21 protein-coding genes are annotated in these 26,251 nt (G+C 67.2%); 7 read left to right on the forward strand and 14 right to left on the reverse strand.

Going from position 1 to position 26,251, the window contains the following annotated elements; genetic code table 11:
• Positions 1-11 precede the first annotated feature (11 nt).
• On the reverse strand, positions 12-470 hold the full coding sequence (locus XCC_RS00440) for an SRPBCC family protein (RefSeq protein WP_012436914.1): 459 nt from the start codon (positions 468-470) through the stop codon (positions 12-14).
• A 147-nt stretch (positions 471-617) separates the two neighbouring features.
• Between XCC_RS00440 and XCC_RS00445 the strand changes: the two genes are divergently transcribed.
• Positions 618-1,436: an EcsC family protein gene (locus tag XCC_RS00445; protein WP_162274428.1), complete on the forward strand. Its 819-nt coding sequence runs from the start codon at positions 618-620 to the stop codon at positions 1,434-1,436.
• 196 nt (positions 1,437-1,632) lie between these two features.
• Complete coding sequence (locus XCC_RS00450) at positions 1,633-2,271, forward strand: class I SAM-dependent methyltransferase (protein ID WP_011035344.1); 639 nt, start codon at positions 1,633-1,635, stop codon at positions 2,269-2,271.
• Between the two features lie 77 nt (positions 2,272-2,348).
• On the opposite strand, the gene XCC_RS00455 is transcribed toward XCC_RS00450, so the two are convergent.
• From XCC_RS00455 to XCC_RS00510, 12 genes are all read right to left on the reverse strand, one after another.
• On the reverse strand, positions 2,349-4,103 hold the full coding sequence (locus XCC_RS00455) for a hypothetical protein (RefSeq protein ID WP_011035345.1): 1,755 nt from the start codon (positions 4,101-4,103) through the stop codon (positions 2,349-2,351).
• A 148-nt stretch (positions 4,104-4,251) separates the two neighbouring features.
• Positions 4,252-6,516 carry a membrane protein gene (locus XCC_RS00460; RefSeq protein WP_043877679.1) on the reverse strand — a complete coding sequence of 755 codons (2,265 nt, stop codon included), beginning with the start codon at positions 6,514-6,516 and terminating at the stop codon, positions 4,252-4,254.
• Positions 6,513-7,694, reverse strand: coding sequence for a BatA domain-containing protein (locus XCC_RS00465; protein ID WP_011035347.1), 1,182 nt, complete (start codon positions 7,692-7,694; stop codon positions 6,513-6,515). The genes XCC_RS00460 and XCC_RS00465 overlap by 4 nt, the downstream gene beginning before the upstream one ends.
• Before the next feature lie 148 nt (positions 7,695-7,842).
• Entirely contained in the window at positions 7,843-8,739 is an 897-nt protein-coding gene (locus XCC_RS00470) for a DUF58 domain-containing protein (RefSeq protein ID WP_011035348.1), read from the reverse strand.
• 13 nt (positions 8,740-8,752) lie between these two features.
• Positions 8,753-9,745, reverse strand: a complete 993-nt coding sequence (locus XCC_RS00475) for an AAA family ATPase (RefSeq protein ID WP_011035349.1) — start codon at positions 9,743-9,745, stop codon at positions 8,753-8,755.
• A gap of 286 nt (positions 9,746-10,031) precedes the next feature.
• Positions 10,032-10,853 (reverse strand): DUF4159 domain-containing protein, encoded by an 822-nt coding sequence (locus XCC_RS00480; RefSeq protein ID WP_011035350.1) that lies wholly within the window; start codon positions 10,851-10,853, stop codon positions 10,032-10,034.
• Entirely contained in the window at positions 10,850-12,184 is a 1,335-nt protein-coding gene (locus XCC_RS00485) for a TldD/PmbA family protein (RefSeq protein WP_011035351.1), read from the reverse strand. Before XCC_RS00485 ends, XCC_RS00480 begins: the two co-directional genes overlap by 4 nt.
• Positions 12,185-12,198: 14 nt before the next feature.
• Complete coding sequence (locus tag XCC_RS00490) at positions 12,199-13,833, reverse strand: TldD/PmbA family protein (RefSeq protein ID WP_016944725.1); 1,635 nt, start codon at positions 13,831-13,833, stop codon at positions 12,199-12,201.
• Between the two features lie 848 nt (positions 13,834-14,681).
• On the reverse strand, positions 14,682-16,310 hold the full coding sequence (locus XCC_RS00495; RefSeq protein ID WP_029217041.1) for a TldD/PmbA family protein: 1,629 nt from the start codon (positions 16,308-16,310) through the stop codon (positions 14,682-14,684).
• A 160-nt stretch (positions 16,311-16,470) separates the two neighbouring features.
• On the reverse strand, positions 16,471-17,007 hold the full coding sequence (locus XCC_RS00500; protein ID WP_016944727.1) for a hypothetical protein: 537 nt from the start codon (positions 17,005-17,007) through the stop codon (positions 16,471-16,473).
• A gap of 292 nt (positions 17,008-17,299) precedes the next feature.
• Positions 17,300-18,316 carry a class 1 fructose-bisphosphatase gene (locus tag XCC_RS00505; protein WP_011035354.1) on the reverse strand — a complete coding sequence of 339 codons (1,017 nt, stop codon included), beginning with the start codon at positions 18,314-18,316 and terminating at the stop codon, positions 17,300-17,302.
• Between the two features lie 176 nt (positions 18,317-18,492).
• Positions 18,493-19,695 (reverse strand): aromatic amino acid transaminase, encoded by a 1,203-nt coding sequence (locus XCC_RS00510; RefSeq protein ID WP_011035355.1) that lies wholly within the window; start codon positions 19,693-19,695, stop codon positions 18,493-18,495.
• A gap of 157 nt (positions 19,696-19,852) precedes the next feature.
• Here XCC_RS00510 and XCC_RS00515 point away from each other — a divergent pair, with 157 nt between their 5' ends.
• The 5 genes from XCC_RS00515 to XCC_RS00535 all read left to right on the forward strand — a co-directional run bounded on the left by XCC_RS00515 (position 19,853) and on the right by XCC_RS00535 (position 25,696).
• Positions 19,853-21,979, forward strand: coding sequence for a TonB-dependent receptor family protein (locus XCC_RS00515; RefSeq protein WP_043877680.1), 2,127 nt, complete (start codon positions 19,853-19,855; stop codon positions 21,977-21,979).
• 272 nt (positions 21,980-22,251) lie between these two features.
• Positions 22,252-22,542, forward strand: a complete 291-nt coding sequence (locus tag XCC_RS00520; protein WP_016944729.1) for a hypothetical protein — start codon at positions 22,252-22,254, stop codon at positions 22,540-22,542.
• A gap of 367 nt (positions 22,543-22,909) precedes the next feature.
• Positions 22,910-23,383, forward strand: a complete 474-nt coding sequence (locus XCC_RS00525; protein ID WP_016944730.1) for a hypothetical protein — start codon at positions 22,910-22,912, stop codon at positions 23,381-23,383.
• A 226-nt stretch (positions 23,384-23,609) separates the two neighbouring features.
• Positions 23,610-25,139 (forward strand): aldehyde dehydrogenase, encoded by a 1,530-nt coding sequence (gene adh, locus XCC_RS00530; protein WP_011035359.1) that lies wholly within the window; start codon positions 23,610-23,612, stop codon positions 25,137-25,139.
• Positions 25,140-25,342: 203 nt separating this feature from the next.
• The gene (locus XCC_RS00535; RefSeq protein WP_043877681.1) at positions 25,343-25,696 is read left to right on the forward strand and encodes a DUF779 domain-containing protein; all 354 of its coding nucleotides are present in this window, start codon (positions 25,343-25,345) and stop codon (positions 25,694-25,696) included.
• Between the two features lie 299 nt (positions 25,697-25,995).
• Here XCC_RS00535 and XCC_RS22030 read toward each other — a convergent pair whose 3' ends face one another.
• Positions 25,996-26,157, reverse strand: a complete 162-nt coding sequence (locus XCC_RS22030; protein ID WP_011269456.1) for a hypothetical protein — start codon at positions 26,155-26,157, stop codon at positions 25,996-25,998.
• Positions 26,158-26,251: the final 94 nt, after the last annotated feature.

Genomic DNA, 26,251 nt, shown 5'->3' on the forward strand with positions numbered 1-26,251 from the left:
GGGCGGTGCGCTCAGCGCAAGGCCGGGTCGCGGGTGTCGGGCATGTCCGGGTAGGGCATGCCCTGCCCGGTTTCCACGTAGCGTTTGAGGCTGCTGCCCAGGAAGAACTGCCAGCCCTGCGCACAGACCTCGAAGCACGGCGAGTCGCGGTAACCGGACTGCACGAAGTCCAGCCGCGTGCCATCGCTGGTGGACAGCAGATCGAAGCGCATCACCGTGCCCTCCCACGCGGTGGTGTCGAGCATGTTGGAGCGCTCGCAGCGCCAGCACACCTGCCGGTGGTCGGCACCGCCATCAATGCGCAGCTCCACCTGCCAGCCGTGGCCGCTCCAGTCCAGGCACACGCGCTCGCCCACTTGCCGCACCTCGCGCGTCCACCAGCGCGCCAGCTGGGCGGGCTCGGACAACGCGGCGGAGACCACCTCCGGGGCGGCGGCAATGACGAAGCGATGGCGGATCTCGCGGTTCATCGGTCACGGTGTTGCCTGCGCGGAGGCCGATGATCGCGCATCTTGCGCGCAACATGCAGTTTTCGCCGCGAAGGTTGCGCCCGCTTGTGCGCCGCTCACATGCGGCTGAGTACCATCGCCACAGGCCCCAAGACGATGACGACCGCCATGACGACGCTCCCGATCCCGGTAATGGATGCCGCAGCGCAGCACGATCTGGCCACAGCGCATGCGCTGCTGGAAAACCCCGGTGTGGCCGCACAGATCGCCAATACACTCGGCGCGCCCATCGAAAGCCTGGTGGCCAAGCGGCTGCCCAAGGTGGTGACGCGCAGCATCGATGGCGTCACCCGCCGCGCGCTGCAGGTGGCGATGAAATCCGCGCTGCTGAGCCTACGCGGCAAGACCGTGGCGCACGCGCCGGCCGCCACCGCGCGGCACACCCTGGCGGTGGCTGTGGCCGGCGGCGCTGGCGGATTCTTCGGCCTGCCTGGGCTGATGGTGGAACTGCCGGTGACCACCACGGTGATGCTGCGCTCCATCGCCGACATTGCGCGCTCGGAAGGCGAGTCCCTGCACGACCCGGAGACCGCGCTGGCCTGTCTGGAAGTGCTGGCGCACGGCGGCCGCAGCGTCAGCGACGACGGCGCCGAATCGGGCTACTTCGCGGTGCGCACTGCGATGGCGCAGCAGCTCAGCGCCGCCGCGCACTACGTGGCCGCGCACGGCTTCGCCAGCAAGGGCGCGCCGGCATTGGTGTCGCTGGTCTCGCGCATCGCCGCCAAGTTCTCGGTCAACGTGGGCGAAAAACTCGCCGTGCAGGCCGTACCGCTGGTGGGCGCGGTGAGCGGCGCCACGCTCAACACCTTGTTCATGCGCCACTTTCAGGCGATGGCACGCGGGCACTTCATCGTGCGCCGGCTGGAACGCCGCTTCGGCGCCGAGGCCGTGCGCCGCGCGTATGACGCGTTGCCTGCGCCACGCTGATCACACGGTGGCATGTGCATACCGCATGCGTAGCAGCAGCCTGCACCACGTTCGTAAGACACATCGGACCGGGCGCCCCGCGCTGACGCATCTGCTCAGGCATAGTGCCCGGCGCCGTGTAGAGCAATGCCGCTGCTTCGCGCTTGCTCCATCATCACCACGCGCACTCGGCGATTCGCCCTCTTTGGAAGTCTCCATGACCAAACCCTTTGCCCCCGCCTCCGCACGCAACCGCGATCCGATTCTGAGCGTGCTGCAGCGGTACTTCGCTGACCGGCAGCACGTGCTGGAGATCGGTGCGGGCACCGGGCAGCATGCGGTGCACTTCGCTGCAGCGATGCCGTGGCTGCGCTGGCAGGCCAGCGACCACCCGGACCATCTGCCGGGGATGCGGCAGTGGCTGGACGAAGCCGCGTTGCCCAATACGCCGCCGCCGGTTGCACTGCAGGCGGTGTTGACGCCCGCGCCGGGTCTGGCACCGGCGCCACCATTGCCGCCGGTGCAGGCAGGCACGCCGGCCGGGTATGACGCCATCTACAGCGCCAACACCTTGCACATCATGGGGTGGCCACAGGTGCAGGCGTTGTTTGCCGGCTTGCCTGCGGTGATGGCGCCGCAGGCGGTACTGGTGATCTATGGGCCGTTCAACCGCGATGGTGAATTCACCAGCGACAGCAATCGCGACTTCGATGCGATGTTGAGAGCGCGCGATGCGGCATCGGGTATCCGCGATGCCGCGGAGGTGGATGCACTGGCCGCGCAGGTGGGTTTGCAGCTGGTGGACGATGTGGACATGCCGGCGAACAACCGCTGCCGGGTGTGGCAGCGCGCTTGATCCTTCGGTGACGATGACGCCGCGCTTTTGCGTTGGAAGGAAATCGTTCGCGCCGTTGGCAACGCGGCACTGTCCTGTCAGGTGCGCCGCCGTTCCAACCACCACAACCCCGCAGCCACGGTGAGCCAGGCGAGCAGCCATGGCCAGCGTGCGCCGGGGTGCGCTGTTGGTGTGGCAGCGCTCGCGCGGCTGGAGCCGCTGGCCGCCAGTGCGGCGGTGGCCTCGCGCAGCTGTTGGCGATACAGCGCGGGCGCGTCGGTGGGCGCGCGCACAAACAGCCAGCGTTGGGTGGTGCCGGTCTGCAGGCGATGCCAGCCGGTGGCGGCCGGCCAGTAGCCGGCGCAGGGCGGCGCGCTGCCGCTGCGTTCGGGCAGCAGCGGGTGGCGGCTGCCATCGGGCGCTATCACGTGGGCGTCTGCGCCGACATCGCACAAGGTCATGCGTTGCTGCACCCAGCCGTCCTGCACTGGTGCGGGAAGTGCGGCGCCTGGGCGTGCCACCGCGCCGAGCAGTTGCGCCCACAGCTGTGCATGCAGGTCGCTGCGGCCCGCCAGTACCAGCGCGTAGCTGTCGTCGACCACGCTCACGCCGATGCGTCCGCGGCCGGCGCTGCGCCACCAGCCCAGCGCGGTGCCATCGTTGGCGCGTGCGGCGACGATGGCGTCTTGCACCTGTGGCTGCAGCGTGCGGCGTTGCAGGGGCGGCACGGCGGTGTCGGTGGTTGTGCTGCCGGTGTCGATGCCGGTGTCGGCCGGCGCCGCTGCCACGGCAACCGCGGTGCTGGTGTCGCCGCCGCTCACCGGCAGGCCGAGCGCGGCGAGCGCGCTGCGGGTGGCCGCATCCACCGGGCCGGTCACCCGCACCAGCACGCCCAGGCCGCGTGCGATGGCGGCGCCCAGCAGCTGGCGTTGTGCTGCGCTCAAGCCCAGCAGGCGGCGGGTGTCGAGCACCAGCACATCCAGCTGGTCCAGGCTGGCGGCGTCCAGGCTGGCCGTATCGCCCAGCTGCAGGCCGGCGCTCACGGTCACCTGGCTACGTACGGTCAGGCCGGCATCGCTGGCCCAGCGGCGCAGGTATTTGACCTCCGGCTGCGGGGCGCCGGCCAGCAACAGCAGCCGGACCGGCGGCACCGGGACCACCTGCACAGGCACCGCCAGATGCCCGCGCTCGGCGCCGGCTGCATCGCGCAGGCGCAGGCCGAACAGCACCTGCCCGGGCGCGCGCGCCAGGCCGCGCAGGTGCACCTGGCCGCGCGCATCCGGCGGGGCGCGGTCGACGCGTTGACCGGCCGGGTCGAGCAGTTCGACTTGCGCACCCGGCAGGCCCTGCACCTGCGCGGCGATGGTCAGCGCTTCACCGGGCGCCACCGACGGCGGTGCCCAGGCGGCGACCAGGCCGGCCGGTGCCGGGCTCGGCTGCACCCGCACCGGCACACGCAGGGCGTCGCGGTCGCGCGCGGGCAGGCCGTCGCCATGCACGATCACGACGGTGGTGCCGAGCGCGCGGCGCAGCGCGGTGGCCAGGTCCGGCATGCGGGCGACACCCGGCAAGCGCGGGGCTTCCGGCAACGCCACCCACTGCGTGGCCTGGCCCAACTGCGCCGCTTGGGTGCCGGCGGTGGCCACGTGCAGCGGGCCGCCGTCCTGCAGACGCGGCGGCGGCAACAGCACCGGGTAGAGCAGGGCAGCCAGCACGGGTTGGGCCGCAAGCAACAGCCATAGCCTGCCGCGCGGCAGCGGGTGGCGTGCGTGCGCGCGCAGCAACCGCAGCCAGCCCAGCACCACGACCAGCAGCAAGGCCGCGCCGACGATCCAGGGCAGGGCGACGTTCATGACTGCCCCCTCTGAGCCGCATCACGAAGCACCGATGCTGGCGGACGCCACGAGCGGTGCAACCCGCGCGGCGGAATGCTGCCGTGTGCTCGGCAGAACCAGGACCTGCGGGAACGGGATGCGGCAATCATCGGCGGCACGGCAGCGGTCATGGCTGTGGCGCCTCGCGCAGGGCATCCAGGTACCGCTGGCCGCGCGCGTCCGCGGCCGGGCGGCGGTGCACCTGGGCCGGCGGCGCGGTGACCGTGCGCCACACCAGGGCGCGCAGCTGCGCCCGGCACGCGCGGCAGGCCGGTTCGCTGCGCAGGGTCTCCACCGCGGCGGCCAGGCTGAGCGGGTCGGGCAACTGGTCCTGTGCGGTCTGCAGCCAGCGCGCGTAACGGTCGAGCAGCGCGTCGGGCACCGCGCCGTCTTCGTCCAAGGCGCTCCACAGTGCCAACGCGGTGGGGTCCGTTGGCGGGCGGGTGTCGAGCGCGGCGGGGCGGTCGCCCAGGCCATCGCGCTTGCCGGTCATGCGCCGGCTCGGGTCGATCGGCGGCAGCTCCGGGCCCACCCGCGCCAGGTAGATGCGCTCGGCCTGCTGCACCTGCTTGATGAAACCCAATGCCTTGTTGGCGTACGGCAGCGCGCGCTCGGGGTGGCCCTGGCGCAGCTCGCCTTCGGATTGCCACATCTGGTCCAGCGCGGCGCGCAGCAGGGCGCGGGTCTGCGGGTCCAGCAGGGTGGCTGCTTCGGCGTGGTCGTGGGTGTGGCCGAACTCGGTCAGCACGTCCTGTTCCTGACCAAACCCGCCGCGCGCCGGCTGCGCGTCGTCGTGGTCATGATCGTGTGGGTCCAGCGCGGCTGCGCCGGGTGGATGGTCGTGATCATCGTGAGCCTCAGCGGTGGCCTTGGCTGTGTGCTCGGCATGTGCGTGCTCGACGGGCGGTGCCGGTGCATCGGCGGTGGGCATGTCGGCCGTAGGCAGGTCGTCGGCTGGCGCGTCGCTGGTGGGCGGCTCATCGGCAGTGGGTGGCCCCTTGGGCGCGCCTTCGCTCTCTTCGCCCAGGAACTGGCCGTAGCGCAGCCGCAGCAGGCGCTGGTCCACGCCGATGGCGTCTGAACGCTTGAGGTAGGTGGCCGCATCCAGGCGGGGTTTGTCTTTCAGCAGCGCCTCGGCGTCGATGATGATCTGGCGCTGGCTGCGGAAATACGCGGGCAAGGTCTGCTTGACGCTGGCCTCCAGCCCGGCGGCCTGGGTCTGCTGGGGCGGCGGCCAGCGCAGGATCACGCTGGCGCTGCGGCCTTCCTGCGGGGCGGGTTGGCGGGTGTCGCGCACCACCAACTGGGCGATCAGGTCATCGCCGGCGGCCATGCCCAGCGCCTGCGGCTGCAGCGTGGCCACGAAGCTGCGCCGGGTGGCCGGGCCGCTGCCGGTGAGCGGGCGGCGCTCGGTGCGGAAGGTGATGTTCTCGCCGCTGCCCTGCGCCAGGGTCAGGCGCAACTCGGCGCCGGCAGCCACGGCGTAGTCGTCGCTGGCCTCGAAGCGCAGCGTCCAGGCACCATTGGCCGGCGTCCACAGCACCAGGCTCTGTTCGGGCGCCAGCACGCGCACCTGCGGTGGGCGGTCGGGTACCACGTCGAGCCGGTGCAGGCGGCGGTCGGCCGGCTGGCCGTCGATGAGGATGCGGTACAGCGTGGGGCGCTCGGCCAGCAGCTGGCCGTGCCAGTGGTCGCCGTCTGGCTGCCGGGTCAGCGGGAGCACGCGGCCGTCGTTGAGCCGCAGCGCCACCGTGCGCGGCGCCGGCTGCACCTGCAGCTGCCATTGCAGCCGGGTGCCGGCCGGGACGCGGCCATCCAGCTCCGGCAGCTCGGCCGGCGGCAACCCGGTGTAGGCCGGCGGCGTGCTGCGCAGCCGGGCCTGGCGCAGGGCGGGTTTGCCGGCTGCGGCGCGCGCGGTGGCGACTGGGTCGGTGGTGGGCGCGGCGGGCGCGCTGGGCTGTGGCCACACCAGCACCGCGACGCCGGCCAGCACGCCGAGCAGGGCCCACGGCCACCAATGCCAGGGCCAGGCCGGGCGCAGGTCGCGCGGGCGGGCGTGCAGGCGCTGCTCCAGGCGCTGGCGTTGCAAGGTCTGCAAGGGGCCCAGCGCGGCGGGCGTGGCGAATAGCAGGTCGCTGCTGTCGTCCAGGTCCGGCGCCTGGTTCAGGCGGCGGATCAGCCAGGCCTGGTCCAGCCGCCGCGCGGCTTGCCAGGCCGCCACGGCCAGCGCGGCCACGCTCGCCAGCAGCACCAGCCAAGCAGCTGTGCCGGCGCCCAGCCGCCAGCTCAGCAGCGCCGGCAGCAGCGCCAACGGCAACCAGAACAGCAGCACCGCTGCCGCGCGCCGCCTCCGTGCCGCCTGCCAAGCGCGTTGCAGTGCGGGCGTGCTCATGCCGCCCTCCCCCGGCGCGGGCCGGTGGCCAGCCAGCGTTCGATACCGAACAGCAGCAGCACCAGGCCGATCAGCCACGGCGCCAGCGGCTGTGGGTCGATGCTCAGGCGGATGGCCGGGCCACGCAGGGGGCGCACGGCCTGCGCCACCGCGCGCTGCGGGGTGGGACGCGGTTGCAGGGCCTCCTGCAGGCGGGTGGGGAAGTCGGCGTCCAGCAGCACCGGCAGCGGCTGTGGTTGCAGCGGTGCGGCCCAGCGCAGCACCTGGCCGCGCCCGAGCGCGGCGGCGTCCAGTACGCGGGCGCCCTGGGCATCACGCAACAGCGGCTGCAGCGGCGCGCTGAGCGAGGACGGCAACGGCGTGCCGGCAGCGAGCAGCAGCTGGCCGCCAGCCGCAGCCCAGGCAATGACCGACGCCGGCGGCGCGCGCTGCGGCAACCACACCACCAGCGTGCCCGGTGCCCAGCGGCTGGGCACCGCCGTCTCCGGCGTGCTGACCGGCAACGCCCCGGGGGTGGCCCAGGCGGCATGCACCGCGCGCAGATAGCGCAGTGCCGGTGCGGCGGCGGCATCGGCAATCACCTGCAGGCGCAGTGGTGCGGGGGGCGTGTCCGCCGGCACGGGCGAGCGCCCGGGCGCCACCTGCCACTCCACATGGCGACCCAGCTGCAGGCGCTGCGCATCCAGCCGGCCCCACTGCGCCGGCACGATCACGCCAAGCGTGCTGGCGGCGGGCAGGCTGGCGTCGAGCTCGCGCAGCAGGCTGGTGGCCGTGGCCGTGCTGCCGGCCCGCACCGCAGGCGCGGGCGTCTGCGCATCGATCGGCGGGAAGCCAGGCGCCAGCCACACCCACTGCGCATCGGCTGCGCGCGCGCGCAGGCGCACGGTGGCCAGATCCACCCCCGGGCTCACCGCAATGCGCGGGCGTGCATCGTCGTGGTCACGCAGCGCCGGCTCGGCCAACAGCACGGCCAGCGCCGCCAGCAACACCAGGCGCACCAGCAGCAGCGGCCATTCGTCGAAACGCACGCGGTGACGCGGGCGCGGCAGGGCACGCAACCAACGCAGCGCAGCGAAGTCGGTGGGGCGGTGCTCGCTGCGCCGCGCCAGATGGATCAGCAACGGCAGCACCAGGGCGGCGAGGGCGGCCAGGCCGGCGGGAAAGAGCAACAGCATCATCGCGCCGCTGCCGTGCGTGCGGATGGATGCGGCGATGCCTGCATGCGCGCCGATGGCGTGCGGACGTCATGCATGTCATGCGCACCGGCAGCGTTGACGCATGCCGCACCACGCCGCCGCATTGCACTGGCGAGAACGCAGCCGTGCCTCATCGCCGCGCCTCGCGCGCGAACAGCTGCCGCAGGGCCATGTCCGGCGGCGCATCCAGGTAATGCACGGCGTGTGCAATGCCGGCGGCGTGCCAGCGCGCCTGCCGCGCGCGCTGTGCCTGATCGAAGCGCTGCAGGTAGTCCGCGCGCATGGCCGCGCCATCGCCCAGCAGTTCCTCGCCGGTCTCCGGGTCGCGGAAGCGGTGCCCGCCGTCGAAGGGGAAGTCGCGCTCGTCGCAGGTCAGCACCTGCAGCTGCAGCACGTCGCGGCGTGCGGCGGCGAGTTTTTCCAGTGCCTCCAGCAAGGCATCGTCGAAGCCATCGCCGATCGACAGCACCAGCGCATGCGCGGCGATGCGTTCCCACAGCGGGCGCAGCGCGTCCATGCCCGGCCAGGCGCCGCCGGCCCGCAGCCCGTGCAAGGCCAGCCACAGCCGGTCGCGTTGACGCGGCCCGCCGCCGGCCGGCACCGCCACCAGCCCGCCGCCATGCACCGCAAACAGGCCGACCTGGTCGCCCTGGCGCAGCGCCACTTCGGCCGCGCAGGCGGCCAGTGTGGCCATCGCCTGCAGGCGCGTGCTGCCCGGGCGCGCCTGATCGGCCTGGCCGGCGGAGGCGGTGGCGTCGAGCAACAGCCAGAGCGTGAGCGGGCTCTCGCGCTCGGCTTCGCGCACAAAGAAACGGTCCGAGCGTGCGTAGAGTTTCCAGTCGATCTGGCGCAGCGCGTCGCCGGGTTCGTAGGCGCGGTACTGGGCAAATTCCAGCCCGGCACCGCGGCTGCGGCTGGCGTGCTGGCCGATGCCCTGCTGGCCCTGCGCGTTGCGCGCGTGCAACTGCAGGCCACGCAGGCGGCTGCGCAGCGCGGCGGGAATCAGGGCCGGCACGTCGATGCTCACGCGTGTGGATGCCTTACGCGGGGTACGGCACGGCGCGCAGCAGCGCGGCGATGACATCGTCGGCGCTGCGTTGTTCGGCCTCGGCGGCGAACGACAGCAGCAGGCGGTGACGCATCACCGGCGCGGCCAGTGCGGTAACGTCCTCGCGCTTGGCCGCCAGGCGGCCGTGCAGCAACGCACGCGCCTTGGACGCGAGCACCAGCGACTGTCCCGCGCGCGGGCCGGCGCCCCACTTGATCCACTGGCGCACCTCCTCGCTGGCCTGCGGACCGGGCCGGCTTGCGCGCACCAGGCGGTTGATCCAGGTCAGCAGATCCGCGCCCACGTGCACCTCGCGGACATGCTGCTGCAGCGCCTGCACGCTGGCCGCATCCATCACCTTGGGCACCTGCGCGCTGGCAGTGCCGGTGGTCTGGGTGAGGATGTCGCGCTCTTCCTGCTCGCTGGGGTAATCCACGCGCACATGCAGCAGAAAACGGTCCAGCTGCGCTTCCGGCAGTGGATAGGTGCCAGCCTGTTCGATCGGATTCTGCGTGGCCAGCACGAAGAATGGCGCCGGCAATGCATAGGTGGTGCCGGCGTAGCTGACGGTGCGCTCGCTCATCGCTTCCAGCAGCGCGGCCTGGGTCTTGGGCGGGGTGCGATTGAGTTCGTCGGCCAGCAGCAGGTTGGTGAAGATGGGGCCTTGCTGGAAGCGGAAATGCCGGTGTCCGGTGCCGTGATCTTCTTCCAGCAGCTCGGTGCCCAGGATGTCGCTGGGCATCAGGTCCGGAGTGAACTGCACACGCCGGAACTGCAGCTCCAACGCCTGGCCCAACGAGCGCACCAGCAGCGTCTTGCCCAACCCGGGCGCGCCTTCGAGCAGGCAGTGGCCGCCGGCCAGCAGGCCGATCAGCAGTTGTTCGACCACCGCCTGCTGGCCCACCACCGCCTGCGCCAACGCTGCACGCAGCGCGCCGAGTTTGGAGAGCTGTGCGGTGAGGAGGTCGTCATTGGGGGAGCTCATGCGGGAAGTCTCGTCGTGGGCGGTGTGCGTAGCGTGGTGCGTGTCATTGCAAGGGCGAGGGTGCGATGCGTGTGGATGTGGCGATGCAGGAGCGTGCTTGGGCGCGATGGGTGACCGGTAACGCCGCATCGCGCGCAAGCGCTCCTGCGGGGATGGTGGCTGCTCATCGCCTTTATCAAGCTATGCATCTCCAACTCGGTTCTGCAATGTCCTCTCTGACTTGGTAGGAGCGCACTCGTGCGCGATGCCTTACCGATACACCCGAACGCGCGCCCACCTGGCTCTATCAATTGGTCAATGCATACATGACGATGTTCACTGCAAACTTGGTGTTGTCTTCGGCCAGGAAGCGTTTGTTGCGCCAGTCGTAATCCCATTCGCAGCCATAGTCCTTGTTGCTGTAGAGCACCCCGAGCCGGCCGTCGATGGCGATGCCCTTGAGGTAGTCGTGCACCAGGTCGTCGCCCCAGCCATTGAGCTCGAAGCTCGTGGCCGGCGGGCCGTCCGGAAACGTGAAGAACGCGTTGTACAGCCGGTGGTTCTTTGGCAGTTTCTGCAGCGCACTCTTGCCGAAGATCGAGGCCATCTGCGCTTCGAACGAGGTGGCGAACAAACCATCGATATCGTGATTGCAGTCGTCCACAAACACGAACCCGCCATTGCGCACATAGCGTTCGAAATTGCGCCGCTCGGCCGGATTGAACTCCACCAACTTGTGCCCGGCCAGGTAACAGAACGGCGCCTGCAACATGCGCGGATCGGACAAGGCGATCACATGTTCCTGCGGGTCCACACGCAGCTGCGTGTAATCGATCAGCGAGGTGATCAGGTTGGACGGCATGCGCGCATCCACGTCCCAGTCACCGGAGTCGTAGCGCAAACGTGTAAACCAGAAATCGTAGTTGCCCGCCGCGCGCGCGCGCAACGGCAGCGCCAGGGTGGCGACGCTACCGAGCAGCAGGCCGAGCACGTGGCGCCGCGAAATGGGAGCCGGGAGACCGCGAAGGGGAGCCGCAGGCGCGCGCGCCTGCAAGGTATCCGTCTGCAAAGAGCGGCTTCTGCTCTTCGATTCCCGAATCCCCACTCCCGATTCCCGGCTCCGACTCACACCGCATCCGACAACGAGGTAAACGTGAAATCACGCAGCCGCATCGGCGGAATCATCATCACGTAGCTGGACTCGTCACCGGCCACGCGCACCGGCTTGCCCAACTCGTCGATGTTGTTGAGCATGATGATCGGCGATTCGTTGAAACGGAAATTCTTCACCGGGTATTTGATCTGCCCGTTCTCAATGTAGAACGTGCCATCGCGGGTCAAGCCGGTGAGCAGCACCGTCTGCGGGTCGACCATGCGGATGTACCAGGTGCGCGTGACCAGGATGCCCTTCTCGGTGCCGCGCACCAGCTCGGCAATGTTCTTCTCGCCACCGGCCATCAACAGGTTGCCCGGCTCGCCGATCGCACGCTTGCCGTTCTTCTGCGCCCAGAAGCGCGAATACTGCAGGTTGGCGATCTTGCCGTTTTCCACGATCGGCATCTTCTCGCGCGGCAGGCCTTCCTCATCCCACGGCAGTACCGCCGCACGCGGGTCCCACGGGTCGGCGGTGATGTTCACGCGCGGGTCGTAGACCTGCTCGCCGAGCTTGTTGCCGCCGCCCTTCTTGGACAGGAAGCTGCGGCCTTCATCGGCCATGCGCGCATCGAAGTAGCGCATCATGAACGAAATCAGGCCAGCGGCCGCGGCGGGCTCGAGAATCACCGTGTATTTGCCCGGTTCCAGCGCCTTGGCCTCTGCCGAATCGCTGGCCTTGCGCATCGCAATACGAACGTCCTGCTCGGCCTTGAAATCGGCGGCGTCTTTCAGGTTGCGCCCCACCCAGCCCGAGCCGCGGCCGTCTTCGGTGCGCACGGTGCAGGTGTAGTCGAAGCGGGCGCCGCGCTGATACCCGAAGTTGCCCTTGCTGTTGGCGAACGCGGTGAAGCTCTGGCCATCTTCCAGAAAGCCGGCGGCGATCAGGCCCTTGCCTTTGCACGGCGCGATCGAATCGGCGGCCACCTGCGCGCGGAACGCCGGGTCGATGGCTGCGGTGGATTCGCTGAAGGTGGGGCTGGCGGTGTAGGTCTGCTTGTCGACGGCCGGCATGAATTCCGGATTCTCCGGTGCCAGCCGTGCCAGGTCTTCGGCGCGGCGTACCACGCGTTCCAGCGAGGCATCGTCGAACTCGTTGATGGTGGCCACGCCCACGCGCTTGCCGAACGCCACCTGCACCTGCAGGTCGGTGTTGTCGACGATGCCGCTGGTGGACACGTTATTGAGCGCAAAACGGATGTTGCCGTCGATCGAGCCGGTGAGCTGTGCGGTGCACTCATCGGCCTTGGACAGTTTGATGACCTTGTCCAGGATGGCCTTGGCCTGCGCTTCGGTAAGGATGCTCATCTAGTTTTCTCCTGTCAGCCGAGCGAGCGGGCGGTGTTGATGACGTTGATGCCGTCGAAACGGGCGGTGGACGAACCATGCGACACCGCCGACGACTGGCTCGGCTGGCCCTTGCCGTCGAAGAACGAACCGCCCAGGCGGTAGTCGCGTTGATCGGCCACGGCGCTGCAGGCATTCCAGAATTCCGGGGTGCGGATCTGGTAGGCCACGTCTTCGAGCATGCGGGTGATGGCGCCGTTCTTGATTTCGTAAAACAGCTGGCCGCCGAACTGCGCGTTGTAGCGCTGCTGGTCGATGGAGAACGAACCGTCGCCGATGATGTAGATGCCGTTTTCCACGTTCTTGATCAAATCGCTGACGCTCAGTGGCGTCTTGCCGGCCGCCAGCGAGACATTGGCCATGCGCTGGAACTGCACGCTCGACCACGAGTCGGCGTAGCAGCAACCATCAGAGGCGGTCTTGCCGAGAATATGCGCCTGGTCGCGGATGGCCTGGTAGTCCACCAGCTTGCCGTCGCGGATCAGATCCCACTGCTTGGTCTTGACGCCTTCATCGTCGTAACCCACCGCGCCCAGGCTGCCGGGCCGGGTCTTGTCGGCCAGGATATGCACCTTGTCGCTGCCGTACTGGAAGCCGGCCTTGAGCTTGTCGAGCGTGGCGAAACTGGTGCCGGCGAAGTTGGCCTCGTAGCCGAGCACGCGGTCCAGTTCCAGCGGGTGGCCCACCGACTCGTGGATGGTGAGCCAGGTGTGCGAGGGATCCAGCACCAGGTCGTATTTGCCCGGCTTCACCGACGGCGCCTTGAGTTTTTCCTGCGCCTGCTTGGCCGCGGCGATGGCGTCTTCCTTCATGTCGTAGGACAAGCCGTAATTCACCACGCCGTTGGGCGAAACGAACTTGCCCGAGGCCGCACCATCCAGATACTCGTAGCCCAGGCCCATCGGCGCAGACAGCCCATCGCGGGTGCGGAACTTGCCGCTGGCCTTGTCGATGGCGGTCACGCTCATTGGTGCCCAGATGCGGTGCACGTCCTGGTCGATGTAGGAGCCATCGCTGCTGGCGAAATACTTCTGTTCGTTGACCACGAACAGCATCGAGTTGACGAAGTTGGCACCAGCGGCGGTGGCCGCGGCATTGACGCCGAGCAGCAAGTCCACCTTGTCCTTGATCGGCACTTCCATCGCATTTTTCTTGATCGGCGTCTTCCAGCTGACTTCGCCCACGCCGGGCGTGGGAGCGAGCTGGACCGGCGTGCCCTGCACCTTGGCATTGGCCTTGGCGATCGCGGTCGCCTGCTGCGCGGCCTTGGCCACGCCTTGCTCGGTGAGATCGTTGGTGGCCGCAAAGCCCCACGCGCCTGCCACGATCACGCGGATGCCGGCACCGATGGACTCGGTGTTGACCACGTTCTGCACCTTGTCTTCGCGGGTGATCACGAACTGGCGCAGATATCGGCCGATGCGCACATCGCAATAGCTCGCACCACCCTGACGCGCGGCGGTGAGGCCGGCATCGGCCAGGCGCTTCTTGCGGCCCACATCGAAGGGTGTCAACAACTGCTCGGCGGCAATGGCCTTGCCGAAGTAGGCAGGCACGATCAGCCCACCCATGGTCAGCCCGGTCAGGGCCAGGAAATCACGTCGCTGCACGGGCAACTCCCCACTAGTCCCGCGCGGTGCGCGGGTATCCATTTGACGCGCGGATCGCTGCCCACGCGTGTCGACCCCGATTCTTGCTGGACGGTGAATCCCGCGTCAAATGACTTTCGGCAGGGGTGTAGCGGCAATCGCTGTGCTCGCATGAGTCGAGCGGCACGCGCTGCCTGCATGCAACTGTGGTGAGCGGGGCTGGTTGCGTGCGCTTGATGCGCCATCGTGTCGGCACGCGATGGGATCGCTGAAAGGCGTGCATTCTCTTATTGGCGGTCGTGCAATGCGCGACGCGCACGCCCTCGTGCGCAGTGCCTGCTGCTTATAGCTCAGAGAGGCTAAAGATGAAGAGATCGTCTGCCGCGTGGCTGCAGGGCCCTTGCCCGGCCACCCTCGCAGGACACGCTGCAAGTACCTCCCTGTAAGCTCTTACGCGGCATCCACGCCGCGTAAGGTCCCGCGACGGTGAACGGGCAAGGACCAGTGGAGAGTGTCGGTTTGCGTGGTGCAAGCAGTGCATGACGTGCGTTGTTCGGATAACGGCGCGTCCGATCAGTGTCGCAGGGCAAACCGAGTAACACGCAGGCTTTCAACAAAGCAACCGACTCACTTTCTGGTGCGGTGTCCTCGCCGATTGCGGGACCGTGTGGCGGCATGGATGCCGCCACCGAGTCTACATGGACGTACTTGCGGCGTGTCCCGCGAGCGGCGAGGGCACCGCGCACTCGACCAACCAAGCTTTTGATCGCACCTAAACGACGCAACGACTTGCTGAGATTGTGGGTGTGTCTACTTGCTACCAGGACAGCTCTAACAAAGCGACCTAACAAGCCGTTTTTTGGCAGCTCTCAGCCCAACGAACGCGCGGTATTGATTACGTTGATGCCATCGAAGCGCGCGGTGGATGACCCATGCGACACCGCCGAGACCTGGCTGGGTTGGCCCTTGCCATCGAAGAACGAGCCGCCCAAACGGAAGTCGCGTTGATCGCAGACTGCGCTGCAGGCGTTCCAGAACTCCGGCGTGCGGATCTGATACGCGCCGTCTTCCACCAGCCGCGTGACCTGGCCGTTCTCGATCTCGTAGAACAGCTGACCGCCGAACTGCGCATTGTAGCGCTGCTGATCGATCGAGTACGAACCGCGCCCGTGTATGTACAACCCACGCTCGACGTTCTTGATCATGTCCGCCACCGCCAGTGGCGTCCTGCCCGGGGCCAGCGACACATTGGGCATGCGCTGGAACTGCACGTTCGACCACGAATCGGCGTAACTGCAGCCGTCGGAGGCGGTCTTGCCGAGCAGATGCGCCTGGTCGCGCGTGCATTGGTAGTCGACCAGGATGCCATCCTTCACCAGGTCCCACTGTTTGGTCTTGACGCCCTCATCGTCGTAGCCCACCGCGCCCAGGCTGCCCGGCTGGGTCTTGTCGGCGACGAAGGTCACCGCATCGCTGCCCCAGCGGTAACCGGCATCGCGCTTGTCCAGCGTGGCGAAGCTGGTGCCCGCGTAATTGGCCTCGTAGCCCAGCACGCGATCGAGCTCGAGCGGGTGGCCCACCGATTCGTGGATGGTGAGGAACAAATTGCTCGGGTCGATCACCAGATCGTACTTGCCGGCCTTCACCGACGGCGCGGTGAGCTTTTCGCGCGCCTGCTTGGCCGCAGCGATCGCATCTTCGCGCGCATCGTAGCTGCGCCCGTAGCCGATGAGCCCGCCAGGCAGGCGATGCTTCTCGCCTGCAGCGCCATCCAGGTATTCGTAGCCCATGCCCATCGGCGAGGACAATCCATCGCGGGTGCGGAACTTGCCGCTGGCCTTGTCCACCGCGGTCACCGTGAACGGCAACCACAGTCGGTGCACGTCCTGGTCGATATAGGAGCCATCGCTGCTGGCGAAGTACTTCTGCTCGTTGATCGCAAACATGCGTGAAGCCACGAACGTGGCGCCGGCATTCAACGCAGCGGCGTTGACGTCCATCAACAGCGCCACCTTGTCTTGCAGCGGCACTTCCATTGCGTTCTTTTTGATCGGTGTCTTCCAGCTGACCTGCCCGGCCGGTGTCACCGGCGCCAGCTGCACCGGCGTACCGCCCAGCCGCGCATTCGCCTTGGCGATCGCCACTGCCTGCCGCGTGGCGGTGGCCACGCCATCGCTGGTGAGCGTATTGGTCGCTGCAAAACCCCACGCACCATCGGCCAGCACGCGCACACCCACACCGCTGGATTCGGCGTTGACCACGTTCTCCACCTGCGCTTCGCGGGTGATCACGAACTGGCGCAGATACCGGCCCACGCGCACATCGCAATAGCTGGCGCCCGCGCTCTTGGCGGTGGTGAGCGCGGTGTCGGCCAGGCGCCGATTGCGCGCTGCATCCACCGGGCTGAGCAACTGCTCGGCCGCGATCAGGCGCGTGTTCGGCAGCAGCAACCCGGCAGCACCGATACCGGACAAGGTGAGGAAGGTACGACGGTCCACGTGGCGTTCTCCACTGAAGCGCACGCTGCGCACGTGCAAACCCCGAGGGTGGCGTAGAGGCGTGAAAATGGTCAAGTGATATGCACGGTGATCCGGCGAGCGCGAGCGGTATGGGTAGTACTGCGCTGTTCGACGGGGCTCGCAGTCCGCCTGCTGCCGGTCAGGCGTTATCAGGGCTGTCCAGCATGAATAAATGATTGAACTGCGTTGCCGTTTTGTAGAGGTGCCCGGCCTTGCGCAAGCGCGTGTAGTCGGCGTTGAATGTATCCTGATAACTACGCCCGATGAGAATTGGGGTGAGCAGAAGCCCGTCGCAAACCACCATGCCTTCGTATGCAAACACGCCAGTTTCTACAAACATTGGCGGATCGTGGGCCAACACATTCAGTGGGTCGGTTAACGCTCGAACCTCAAATGCACTTTCAGTTTCGGTGTCGAGGAAGACCGCATGGCGCTTGGTCTGTCGAAGGTAAATCCATCGCCTTATCTGAATGTTTCGCACGGCGCCGGCCACTGAAGATGCAAGTGGCTCGTCTAGCGTCCGCAGCGCATCTATAGTCTTGCCGATCAATCCTGGATTCTGCGATGCATAAGTCCTGGCAGTGACTAGGTCGCGTTGAGTGGACTTGGTTTTCAGCAGCCCGGCATCAGCCAGGATGCGAAACAAGACCTTCTTGTAGCCTTCGATGAAGAGCATTGCTGATTCATGTGGGATAAGCATGACCTATTACCTAAGACCTAAGAACTAAGACCTAAGACCTAAGACCTGAGATTGATCGTATCAACTGGCGTCATGAATAACTTCCGAAGTCAGCCTGTGGCCGGCTAACGCTCGCGGTAGCCGCGGCCGCACGCCCCCGCACTCACAAGGAGTCAATCTGCCAACCGTCAGTGACTAGCCGGAACGATGTCTGCTTGTGCAGCCATGACACCCATGGGCGTAGGTGTCATCGGGCCGTCTAATTTATGGGCAACCCAGCGGCCAAATCTCAACCCTGCGCCTTGTCGAACTCCACGTGATACCGCGTCGCCTCGGCCACCTCATTCTTCGAGCCCAAAAACACCGGCACGCGCTGATGCAGTTGCGTCGGTTGAATATCCAGGATGCGCTCGCGCCCCGTGGTCGCGGCGCCGCCAGCCTGTTCCACCAGCATGCCCATCGGGTTGGCTTCGTACATCAGGCGCAGCTTGCCGGGCTTGGCCGCGTCCTTCTTGTCCCAGGGGTAGATGAAGATGCCGCCGCGGGTCAGGATGCGGTGCACGTCGGCCACCATGCTGGCGATCCAGCGCATGTTGAAATCCTTGCCGCGCGCGCCGTCCTTGCCGGCCAGCAGGTCGCCCACATAGGCCTGCATGGCCGGTTCCCAGTGGCGCTGGTTGGACATGTTGATGGCGAATTCGGCAGTGTCTTCGGGCACGCGCATGTCGGCCTGGGTCAGCAGGAAGCTGCCTTCCTCACGCTCCAGGGTGAACGCGTGGGTGCCGTGGCCCAGCGTGAGTACCAGCATGGTGCTGGGGCCGTAGATGCAATAGCCGGCGGCCACCTGTTGCGTGCCCGGCTGCAGGAAGTGTTCGTCGCCGGGCTTTTCGGTGCCCTTGGGCGCGCGCAGCACCGAGAAGATGGTGCCGACCGAGACGTTGACGTCGATGTTGGAACTGCCGTCCAGCGGGTCGAACAGCAGCAGGAAATCGCCGCTGGGGTATTGGTCGGGCACTGGCTGGCTGTGGTCCATCTCTTCCGATGCGCACGCGGCGAGGTGGCCGCCCCAGGCATTGGCTTCGAGCAGGATGTCGTTGCTCAGCACGTCGAGCTTCTTCTGCGCCTCGCCCTGCACGTTGCCGGTGCCGGCATCGCCCAGCACACCGCCCAGGGCGCCCTTGCTGACGGCGATGGAGATGCGCTTGCAGGCGCGCGAGACGATGGTGATCAGCTGGCGCAATTCCGGGTCGATACGGCCGGCGTGTTGCTCTTCGATCAGGAAGCGGGTCAGCGAGGGACGCGACATGGAGCGGGCAGCCTGTGCAGGAAGTGGGCCGCCATTGTCGCCATTGCGCCGTTAGATTTCGATCACCGGCTGCGCGCTTTGCATCTTTGCGCGCCTATCGCAGCGCGCGTCGCCCACAAAAAAGCCGGGAGGCGTCAGCGCTCCCGGCTCTTCATCGCGCAAGCTGCGGCGCAGGATCAGCCGCGGCTGACCGTGGCCACGGCCTGGGCCACGTAGTCCAGATTGCGCTGGCTCAGCGCGGCCACGCAGATGCGGCCGGTGCCGACCGCATAGATCGCGAACTCGTCACGCAGGCGGTCCACCTGCGACTTGGTCAGGCCCGAGTACGAAAACATGCCGGCCTGGCGCTGGATGAACTCGAACTCCGGTGCGCCCAGCGCGGCCAGCTTGGCGACCAGGCCGGCACGCAACGCGTGGATGCGCTCGCGCATTTCGGTGAGTTCCTGCTCCCACACATCGCGCAGCTCCGGGCTGGTCAGCACGCCGGCCACCAGGGCGGCGCCGTGCGTGGACGGGCTGGAGTAGATCGTGCGGATGATGCGCTTGACCTGCGACTGCACCGCCTTGGCTTCGGCGGCCGTGGCCGAGACCACCGACAGCGCGCCCACGCGCTCGCCATACAGCGAGAACGACTTGGAGTACGAGCTCGCCACCACGTAGGTGTCGATGCCTTCGGCCGCCAGCAGGCGCACCGCGTACGCATCGGCCTCGATGCCCTTGTCGAAGCCCTGGTAGGCGATGTCCACGAACGGGAACAGGTTGCGTTCTTTCAACAGGCCGGCCAGCTGCTTCCACTGCTCGCGGCTGAGGTCGGCACCGGTGGGGTTGTGGCAGCAGGCATGCAGCAGCACCACCGTGCCCGGCTCCAGCTTGGCCAGGTCGGCCAGCATGCCGTCGAAGTTCAGCCCGTGGCTGGCGGCATCGAAATAGGTGTAATCCACCACCTCGAAGCCGGCCGCGCCGAACACCGCGCGGTGGTTTTCCCAGCTGGGGTTGCTGATGGCGATGGTGGAGGTGGGCAGCAGCTTCTTGAGCAGGTCCGCGCCCACGCGCAGCGCACCGCTGCCGCCAACGGTCTGCGAGGTCGCCACGCGGCCGGAGGCCACCAGCGCCGACTCGGCGCCGAACAGCAGCTCCTGGGTGGCCTTGTCGTAGGCGGCCAGGCCGTCGATGGGCAGGTAGCCGCGCGGTTTGGCATCCAGCGCGAGCTGCTGCTCGATCTTCTGCACGGCACGCAACAGCGGGATGCGCCCGTTTTCGTCGTAATAGATGCCAACACCCAGATTGACCTTGTTGGGGCGGCTGTCGGCGTTGTAGGCCTCGGTCAGGCCCAGGATGGGGTCGCCTGGAACCTGTTCTACATTTGCAAAGAAGGACACGGCATGACTCGCTGGAGGACGGAAGGTGGGGATACTGCCGGGCGTCGGGCCGCGGCACGGCCAAACCGCCTCATCCTAACAGGGCACGGCGCGGGGTAGCATGCTTCGTTCCGTACGAAACGATGCGGCCACAGTACGGATGAGGGACACTAGCGCCATGCCCAGACTGACCCTGTTGGCCGCCGCGTGCGGCCTGTTCGTAGCGAGCGCGTCGTCGCTCGCCCTGGCCGCCGACGCGGCCCCGCCGATTGCCGCGTTGCCCGCCGTGCAGGTGGATGCCGCACGCGTGCACGGCGTGGACGACTTCGACCTGCCGGCCTCGTTCACGGTGGTGGTGGCCGACGACGACAACCGCCGCGGCGCGCAGGTATCCGAACTACTGGACGGCATTCCCGGGCTGGTGGCGCGCGACCGCCAGAACTACGCGCAGGACACCCAGCTGTCGATCCGCGGCTTCGGTGCGCGCTCCACCTTCGGCGTGCGCGGCGTGCGCCTGCTGGTGGACGGCATCCCGGCCAGCATGCCCGACGGCCAGGGCCAGCTCTCGCACTTCAATGTACTGGGCGCGCAGCGGGTGGAAGTGCTGCGCGGGCCGTTCTCGGCGCTGTACGGCAACTCCTCCGGCGGCGTGCTGCAGCTGTGGAGCGCCGACGGCAAGCCCGGCGACCCATGGCGGCTGCGTGCCACCTACGGCAGCAATGCCACCGTCAATACCGGGGCGCAGTTGCTCGGCCAGCAGGGTGCGGTGCACTACAACCTGGCCGCGAACCACTTCGAAACCGATGGCTTTCGCGACCACAGCCGCGCCAAGCGTGAGTCGGTCAACGCCAAGCTCGGCTTCGACCTGGCGCCCGGCAGCCGGCTGGACCTTGTGCTCAACTATCTGGATGCCCCGGACGCGCAGGACCCGTTGGGCCTGACCCGCGCACAGGTTACCGCCGACCCGCGCCAGGCCACCGCCGTGGCCACGCAGTTCAACACCCGCAAGTCGGTGCGGCAGTCGCAGGCCGGAGCGATTTTCACCCAGCAATTCGATACCCAGACGCTGCGCCTGATGGCCTACGGCGGCCAGCGCAGCGTGGAGCAGTTCCTGGCGATTCCGGTGGCGGTGCAGCGCAATCCGCTGCACTCGGGCGGGGTGATCGACCTGGACAGCAATTACGAAGGCGCCGACGTGCGCTGGGCCTGGCAAGGCCAGGCGCTGGGGCGGCCGCTGCAGCTCACCGTGGGGGCCAACGTCGACCGCCAGCGCCAGCACCGCACCGGTTACGAAAACTTCGTCGGCACCACGCTCGGGGTGAAGGGCGCGCTGCGCCGCAACCAGCGCGATCAGGTCGAGAACGTGGACCAGTTCGCGCAGGCCTGGTGGCAGTGGAGCAACCGCTGGTCGGCGCTGCTGGGCGTGCGCCACAGCGCGGTGCGCTTCCGTTCGGACGACAACTACATCGTCGGGCGGAACCCGGACGACAGCGGCCAGCGCGATTATTCGGCCACCACGCCGGTGGCCGGCATCGTGTTCCGCGCCAGCGACGATCTGCGGGTGTATGCCTCGGTGGGACGCGGGTTCGAAACGCCCACCTTCAACGAACTGGGCTACCGCAGCGACGGCGGCGCCGGCCTGGCGCTGGACCTGGGCGCGGCGAAAAGCCGCAACGTCGAAGTGGGCACCAAGTGGCGCTCGCAAAGCGGTGCGGCGCTGGAACTGGCGCTGTTCCGCGCCGACACCGACGACGAACTGGCAGTGGCCAGCAACACCAACGGCCGCAGCACCTTCCGCAACATCGGCGCCACCCGGCGCCAGGGCGCGGAGCTGAGCTGGCAGCAGCCAATCGGCCAGACCCAGCAGGTGCAACTGGCCTACACCTTCGTCGACGCCACCGTGCGCGACGGCTACCTCACCTGCGCCAGTAGCGGCTGCGCCACGCCCACCGCACCGGTGGCCAGCGGCGCGCGGCTGCCAGGCGTGCCGCGGCAGCAGCTGTTCGCACGCTGGCAATGGCAGCCGTTGCAGTGGCAGTTCGCCGCCGAATCGGTGGTCTCCGATGCCACCGTGGTCAACGACCTAGCCACCGAGCGCGCCGCCGGCTACGCGCTGGTGAACCTGGAAGCCTCACGGCGCTGGACCACCGCCCACGGCGCGCTGCGTACCTTCGCCCGCATCGACAACGCGCTGGACCGCGCGTATGTAGGCTCGGTGATCGTCAACGACGGCAACGGCCGCTATTACGAACCCGGCCCGGACCGCACTTACACCGTAGGCCTGCAGTGGGATTTTGGCAGCTGACGGGCGCTCGCCATGAAGCACGCGCCCGACTGCACACTGCCTCGTAGGAGCGCGCGCGCGCGCGATGGGGCATTCCCATGACGCCTGGCCACGCGCGCGCTTCTGCTTCATGTGCTAAATGTCTCAAGTGTGTAGAGCGCCGCCTTAGAGCGTCACCGGGCACTTGATTGGCGCGGCTTGGCACGCATGCAGATGCACCAGACAACACCGCATCGCGCGCAAGCGCGCTCCTCCCCACTGACTGCTATCGCCTGCATACACGAGAGGCCCGCATGATCGTCGTAGACCACGCACCGGCCGACTGGTTTCTGCTGCGTGATGCAGATGATGGGTATTGGCTGGACGTGAACTGCAACATGTCTGCAACGGGCTTCTCGATCTTGCTGGCGTTGGATGCCGGTGAGCGTGACACCGTAGTAGCGCATGGTCACGCCGCTTGCCTGCAGCTTGCAGCGCAGGTACAGCAGTGCCCGCGGGATTTTGCCGCGCGTGACATCTCCTCGGTGCATGGCGCGCGCGTGACCGCAGCGGTGCACGCCTGGCGTGCGGCAGGTTCGGCATAGTCACGGCTGTCGGCAGGCAGGGCGCATGCACTACAGTCCACCGCACGCGTTCCGCGCGCGGCGCGGCAACGCGGTTACCGCGCAACTGTTCGGCGCACAAAACGTGCGTTGCGGTGAGAGAACGTCTTCGGCACGCAGGTCACACCGTCCCGCAAGAGGGTGTTCATGGTCCCGGGCGTGGGCATGCCGTATGCGATGGCTGAGCAAGATGACGGCATGTTGCTGGTCGAGCCACGTGAGCAGCTCGCGACATGGGTGAGCTCCACACCACCGGCAATGGCATCTGGATCTGTGGAGCGATAACGCCATAGTGCCCGCCGGAATCGTGATGCTAAGCTGCGGCCAAGCACACCGCACGGAGCATGTGATGCGTTCGATGATCTTGGTTTTCTTTGCAGCCCTGTGTGCCACCGGCGCGCAAGCGGTTGCAGCTGCACCTGCCACTGAACAGGCGCAACTGCGGGTGATCCGCACGTTTCCCGCCGATAGCCCGGCCGTGTCGCAGGTGCATCGCTGGTTGCTTGAGCAGCCTGCAAAGATGCGGCCACCAGCGACGGCCGCCGCGTTGGGCCAGGTGCGCACCAGCTACGTCATGCACGCGTCCGACCCTGCACGCCGGGCACTGCTGACCAGGACCGATGTGGCATTCCCGGAGCGGGGGCAGACGGGCGATGCAGTGAGTATCGACAGTTGTGCCGGCGACACACGCCTGCACTGGACCTATCGCTGGGACGCAACGTCAGCGCAGGCCGGCTGGCAGCTGCAGGCCTCGGAACTGGAGCGCGTGCCGGACTGCACGGCCGCGATGGCTGCACTGCCTGGCGCCGCATCGCAGGGTTGAGTCGCGCATGAGCCAGACACGCCCGCGCACGCACCGGCGTGGATTTCACGCCGGCTGAAGATTGCACGGGGGCGTTCGGCAATGACGCGCTGCAGCGCAATTGCAGCTCGATGCGCACTACGACAACTGCGCAGCGATGACGCAATGCAACAGCGTCGCGCGCACCATTGCGTGCAAATGGCGCTTGGGTATACACGTGCGGATTCGCCGCCTGCAGGAGACTCCGATGAATGCACTTCCTTCCGCCAAGTCCCTCAACACCGACCCGCAATCCATCTTCAAACCACGCTACGACAACTTCATCGGCGGGGCGTGGGTGGCGCCGCAGGGTGGTCAGTATTTCGACAACACCACGCCGATCACTGGCAAGGTGTTCACTTCGATCGCGCGCTCTACCGCGCCAGATATCGAAGCCGCATTGGACGCCGCGCACGCGGCCAAGGAGGCGTGGGGCAAGACCTCCACCACCGATCGCTCCAACGTGCTGCTCAAGATCGCCGACCGTATCGAGCAGAACCTGGAATTGCTGGCCTACGCCGAGACCTGGGACAACGGCAAACCGGTACGCGAAACGCTCAATGCGGACGTGCCGCTATGCGTGGACCACTTCCGCTATTTCGCCGGTGCCATCCGCGCGCAGGAAGGCGGCATCTCCGAGATCGACAGCGACACCATTGCCTATCATTTCCACGAGCCGCTCGGCGTGGTCGGGCAAATCATCCCGTGGAATTTCCCGCTGCTGATGGCCTGCTGGAAACTCGCGCCCGCCCTGGCCGCCGGCAACTGCGTGGTGATGAAGCCGGCCGAGCAGACCCCGGCCTCGATCCTGGTGCTGATGGAGGTGATCGGCGATCTCCTGCCGCCCGGCGTGCTCAACGTAGTGAACGGCTTCGGGCTTGAGGCAGGCAAGCCGCTGGCCAGCAATCCGCGCATCGCCAAGATCGCCTTCACTGGCGAAACCACCACCGGCCGGCTGATCATGCAGTACGCCAGCCAGAACCTGATCCCGGTGACGCTGGAGCTGGGCGGCAAATCGCCCAACATCTTCTTTGCCGATGTCATGGCCGAAGACGATGACTTTCTCGACAAGGCAGTGGAAGGTTTCGTGCTGTTTGCCTTCAACCAGGGCGAGGTCTGCACCTGCCCGTCGCGCGCGCTGATCCAGGAATCGATCTACGACACATTCATGGAAAAGGCGCTCAAGCGCGTGGCCGCGATCAAGCAGGGCAACCCGCTGGATCCCAACACCATGGTCGGCGCGCAGGCTTCCAGCGAGCAGCTGGAGAAGATTCTGTCCTACATCGACATAGGCAAGCAGGAGGGCGCCGAAATCCTGATCGGTGGCGAGCGCAACATGCTCGACGGGGAGCTATCGGATGGTTTCTATGTCAAGCCGACCGTGTTCAAGGGCCACAACAAGATGCGCGTGTTTCAGGAAGAAATCTTCGGCCCGGTGGTGTCGGTGACCACCTTCAAGGACGAGGCCGAAGCCCTGGCGATCGCCAACGACACCTTGTACGGATTGGGCGCCGGCGTGTGGAGCCGCGATGCCTCGCGCCTGTACCGCATGGGCCGCGCGATCCAGGCCGGCCGCGTGTGGACCAACTGCTACCACGCCTATCCCGCGCATGCCGCGTTCGGTGGCTACAAGCAGTCGGGCATCGGCCGCGAAAACCACAAGATGATGCTCGACCATTACCAGCAGACCAAGAACCTGCTGGTGAGCTATTCGCCGAAGGCGCTGGGGTTCTTCTGATGCAAGGCGAGCGGCATGTGGTAGGTCCATCCTGCCGCATGCCGCGGTGCGCTTGCCGCGAAGGGCATTGATGCAGACAAACGCCTTCACGGCGACGCGTCAGCAAGTTCGAGCAGACTGCTTGCCAGTGTGCAGAGCTGCTGAGCGAGCAACGGAGAGAGATAGTGCACAACACAACCGAGGTCACGTTACCGCTGCAGGTCATGGCGACCCTACCCGCACTGCAGCTAATCGACACCTTGCGTGCGCGTCACGGTGACGTGCTGTTCCATCAATCTGGCGGCTGCTGCGATGGGTCGTCGCCGATGTGCTTCCCGGTGGGCGACTTCATTGTGGGCGACCGTGATGTGCTGCTTGGCGAGATCGGTGGTGCGCCGTTTTATATCAGCGCGCCGCAGTTCGAATACTGGAAGCACACGCAGCTGATCATCGATGTGGTGCCCGGGCGCGGCGGGATGTTTTCGCTGGAAAACGGCGAGGGCGTGCGTTTTTTGGTGCGCTCGCGCCTGTTTAGCGACGACGAATTCGCGCAGCTGCAGCTGGCCAAGCGGGTGTAACCCTGCGCGGGGGTTGGCAGACGTGTAACGACCTCGCTTGTTGGCTGAATACCAAACAGCGCGCAGGGCCAAGATCAACCGCGCGCCCGGATCACTCGCCACAGTTTTCCGAGAAATTCCCAAGGCACAGCGCATCCAGTTCTGAATGCGCTAAAAGCCTCAAACACCTAGCGCTCGCGCTCACGACACCTTGGCGCAATTACCACGCCCTGGTAGGAGCGCGCTTGCGCGCGATGAAGCCTTCCCGCCGCAGCCTCCCGGCGCCTGCAACATGCCGCATGCAGTCCAACGCGCGCCGCTTACGGCGCAGTGCCGGGCGTCTTGGCGGGCGTATCGTCGTCGGCGGGAATGACGGTCTCGGGGGCATCGCCAGCGCCACGGTCTTCGTAATGTTCGGCGTCACGCTTGCCGTGCTGTTCGCCGGGGTGCGTTGGTTGTTCGCGCAGGGGGTCACGGGACATGGTAGGTCTCCAGCAGATGTCGGGTACGCAGTTCACCGCCTCGGCGGTGAAGGCGACGCAAATCGCAGTTTGCAAGCGAATTTCTCACGCATGG

The organism is Xanthomonas campestris pv. campestris str. ATCC 33913 (genome assembly GCF_000007145.1).
Lineage (GTDB): Bacteria > Pseudomonadota > Gammaproteobacteria > Xanthomonadales > Xanthomonadaceae > Xanthomonas > Xanthomonas campestris.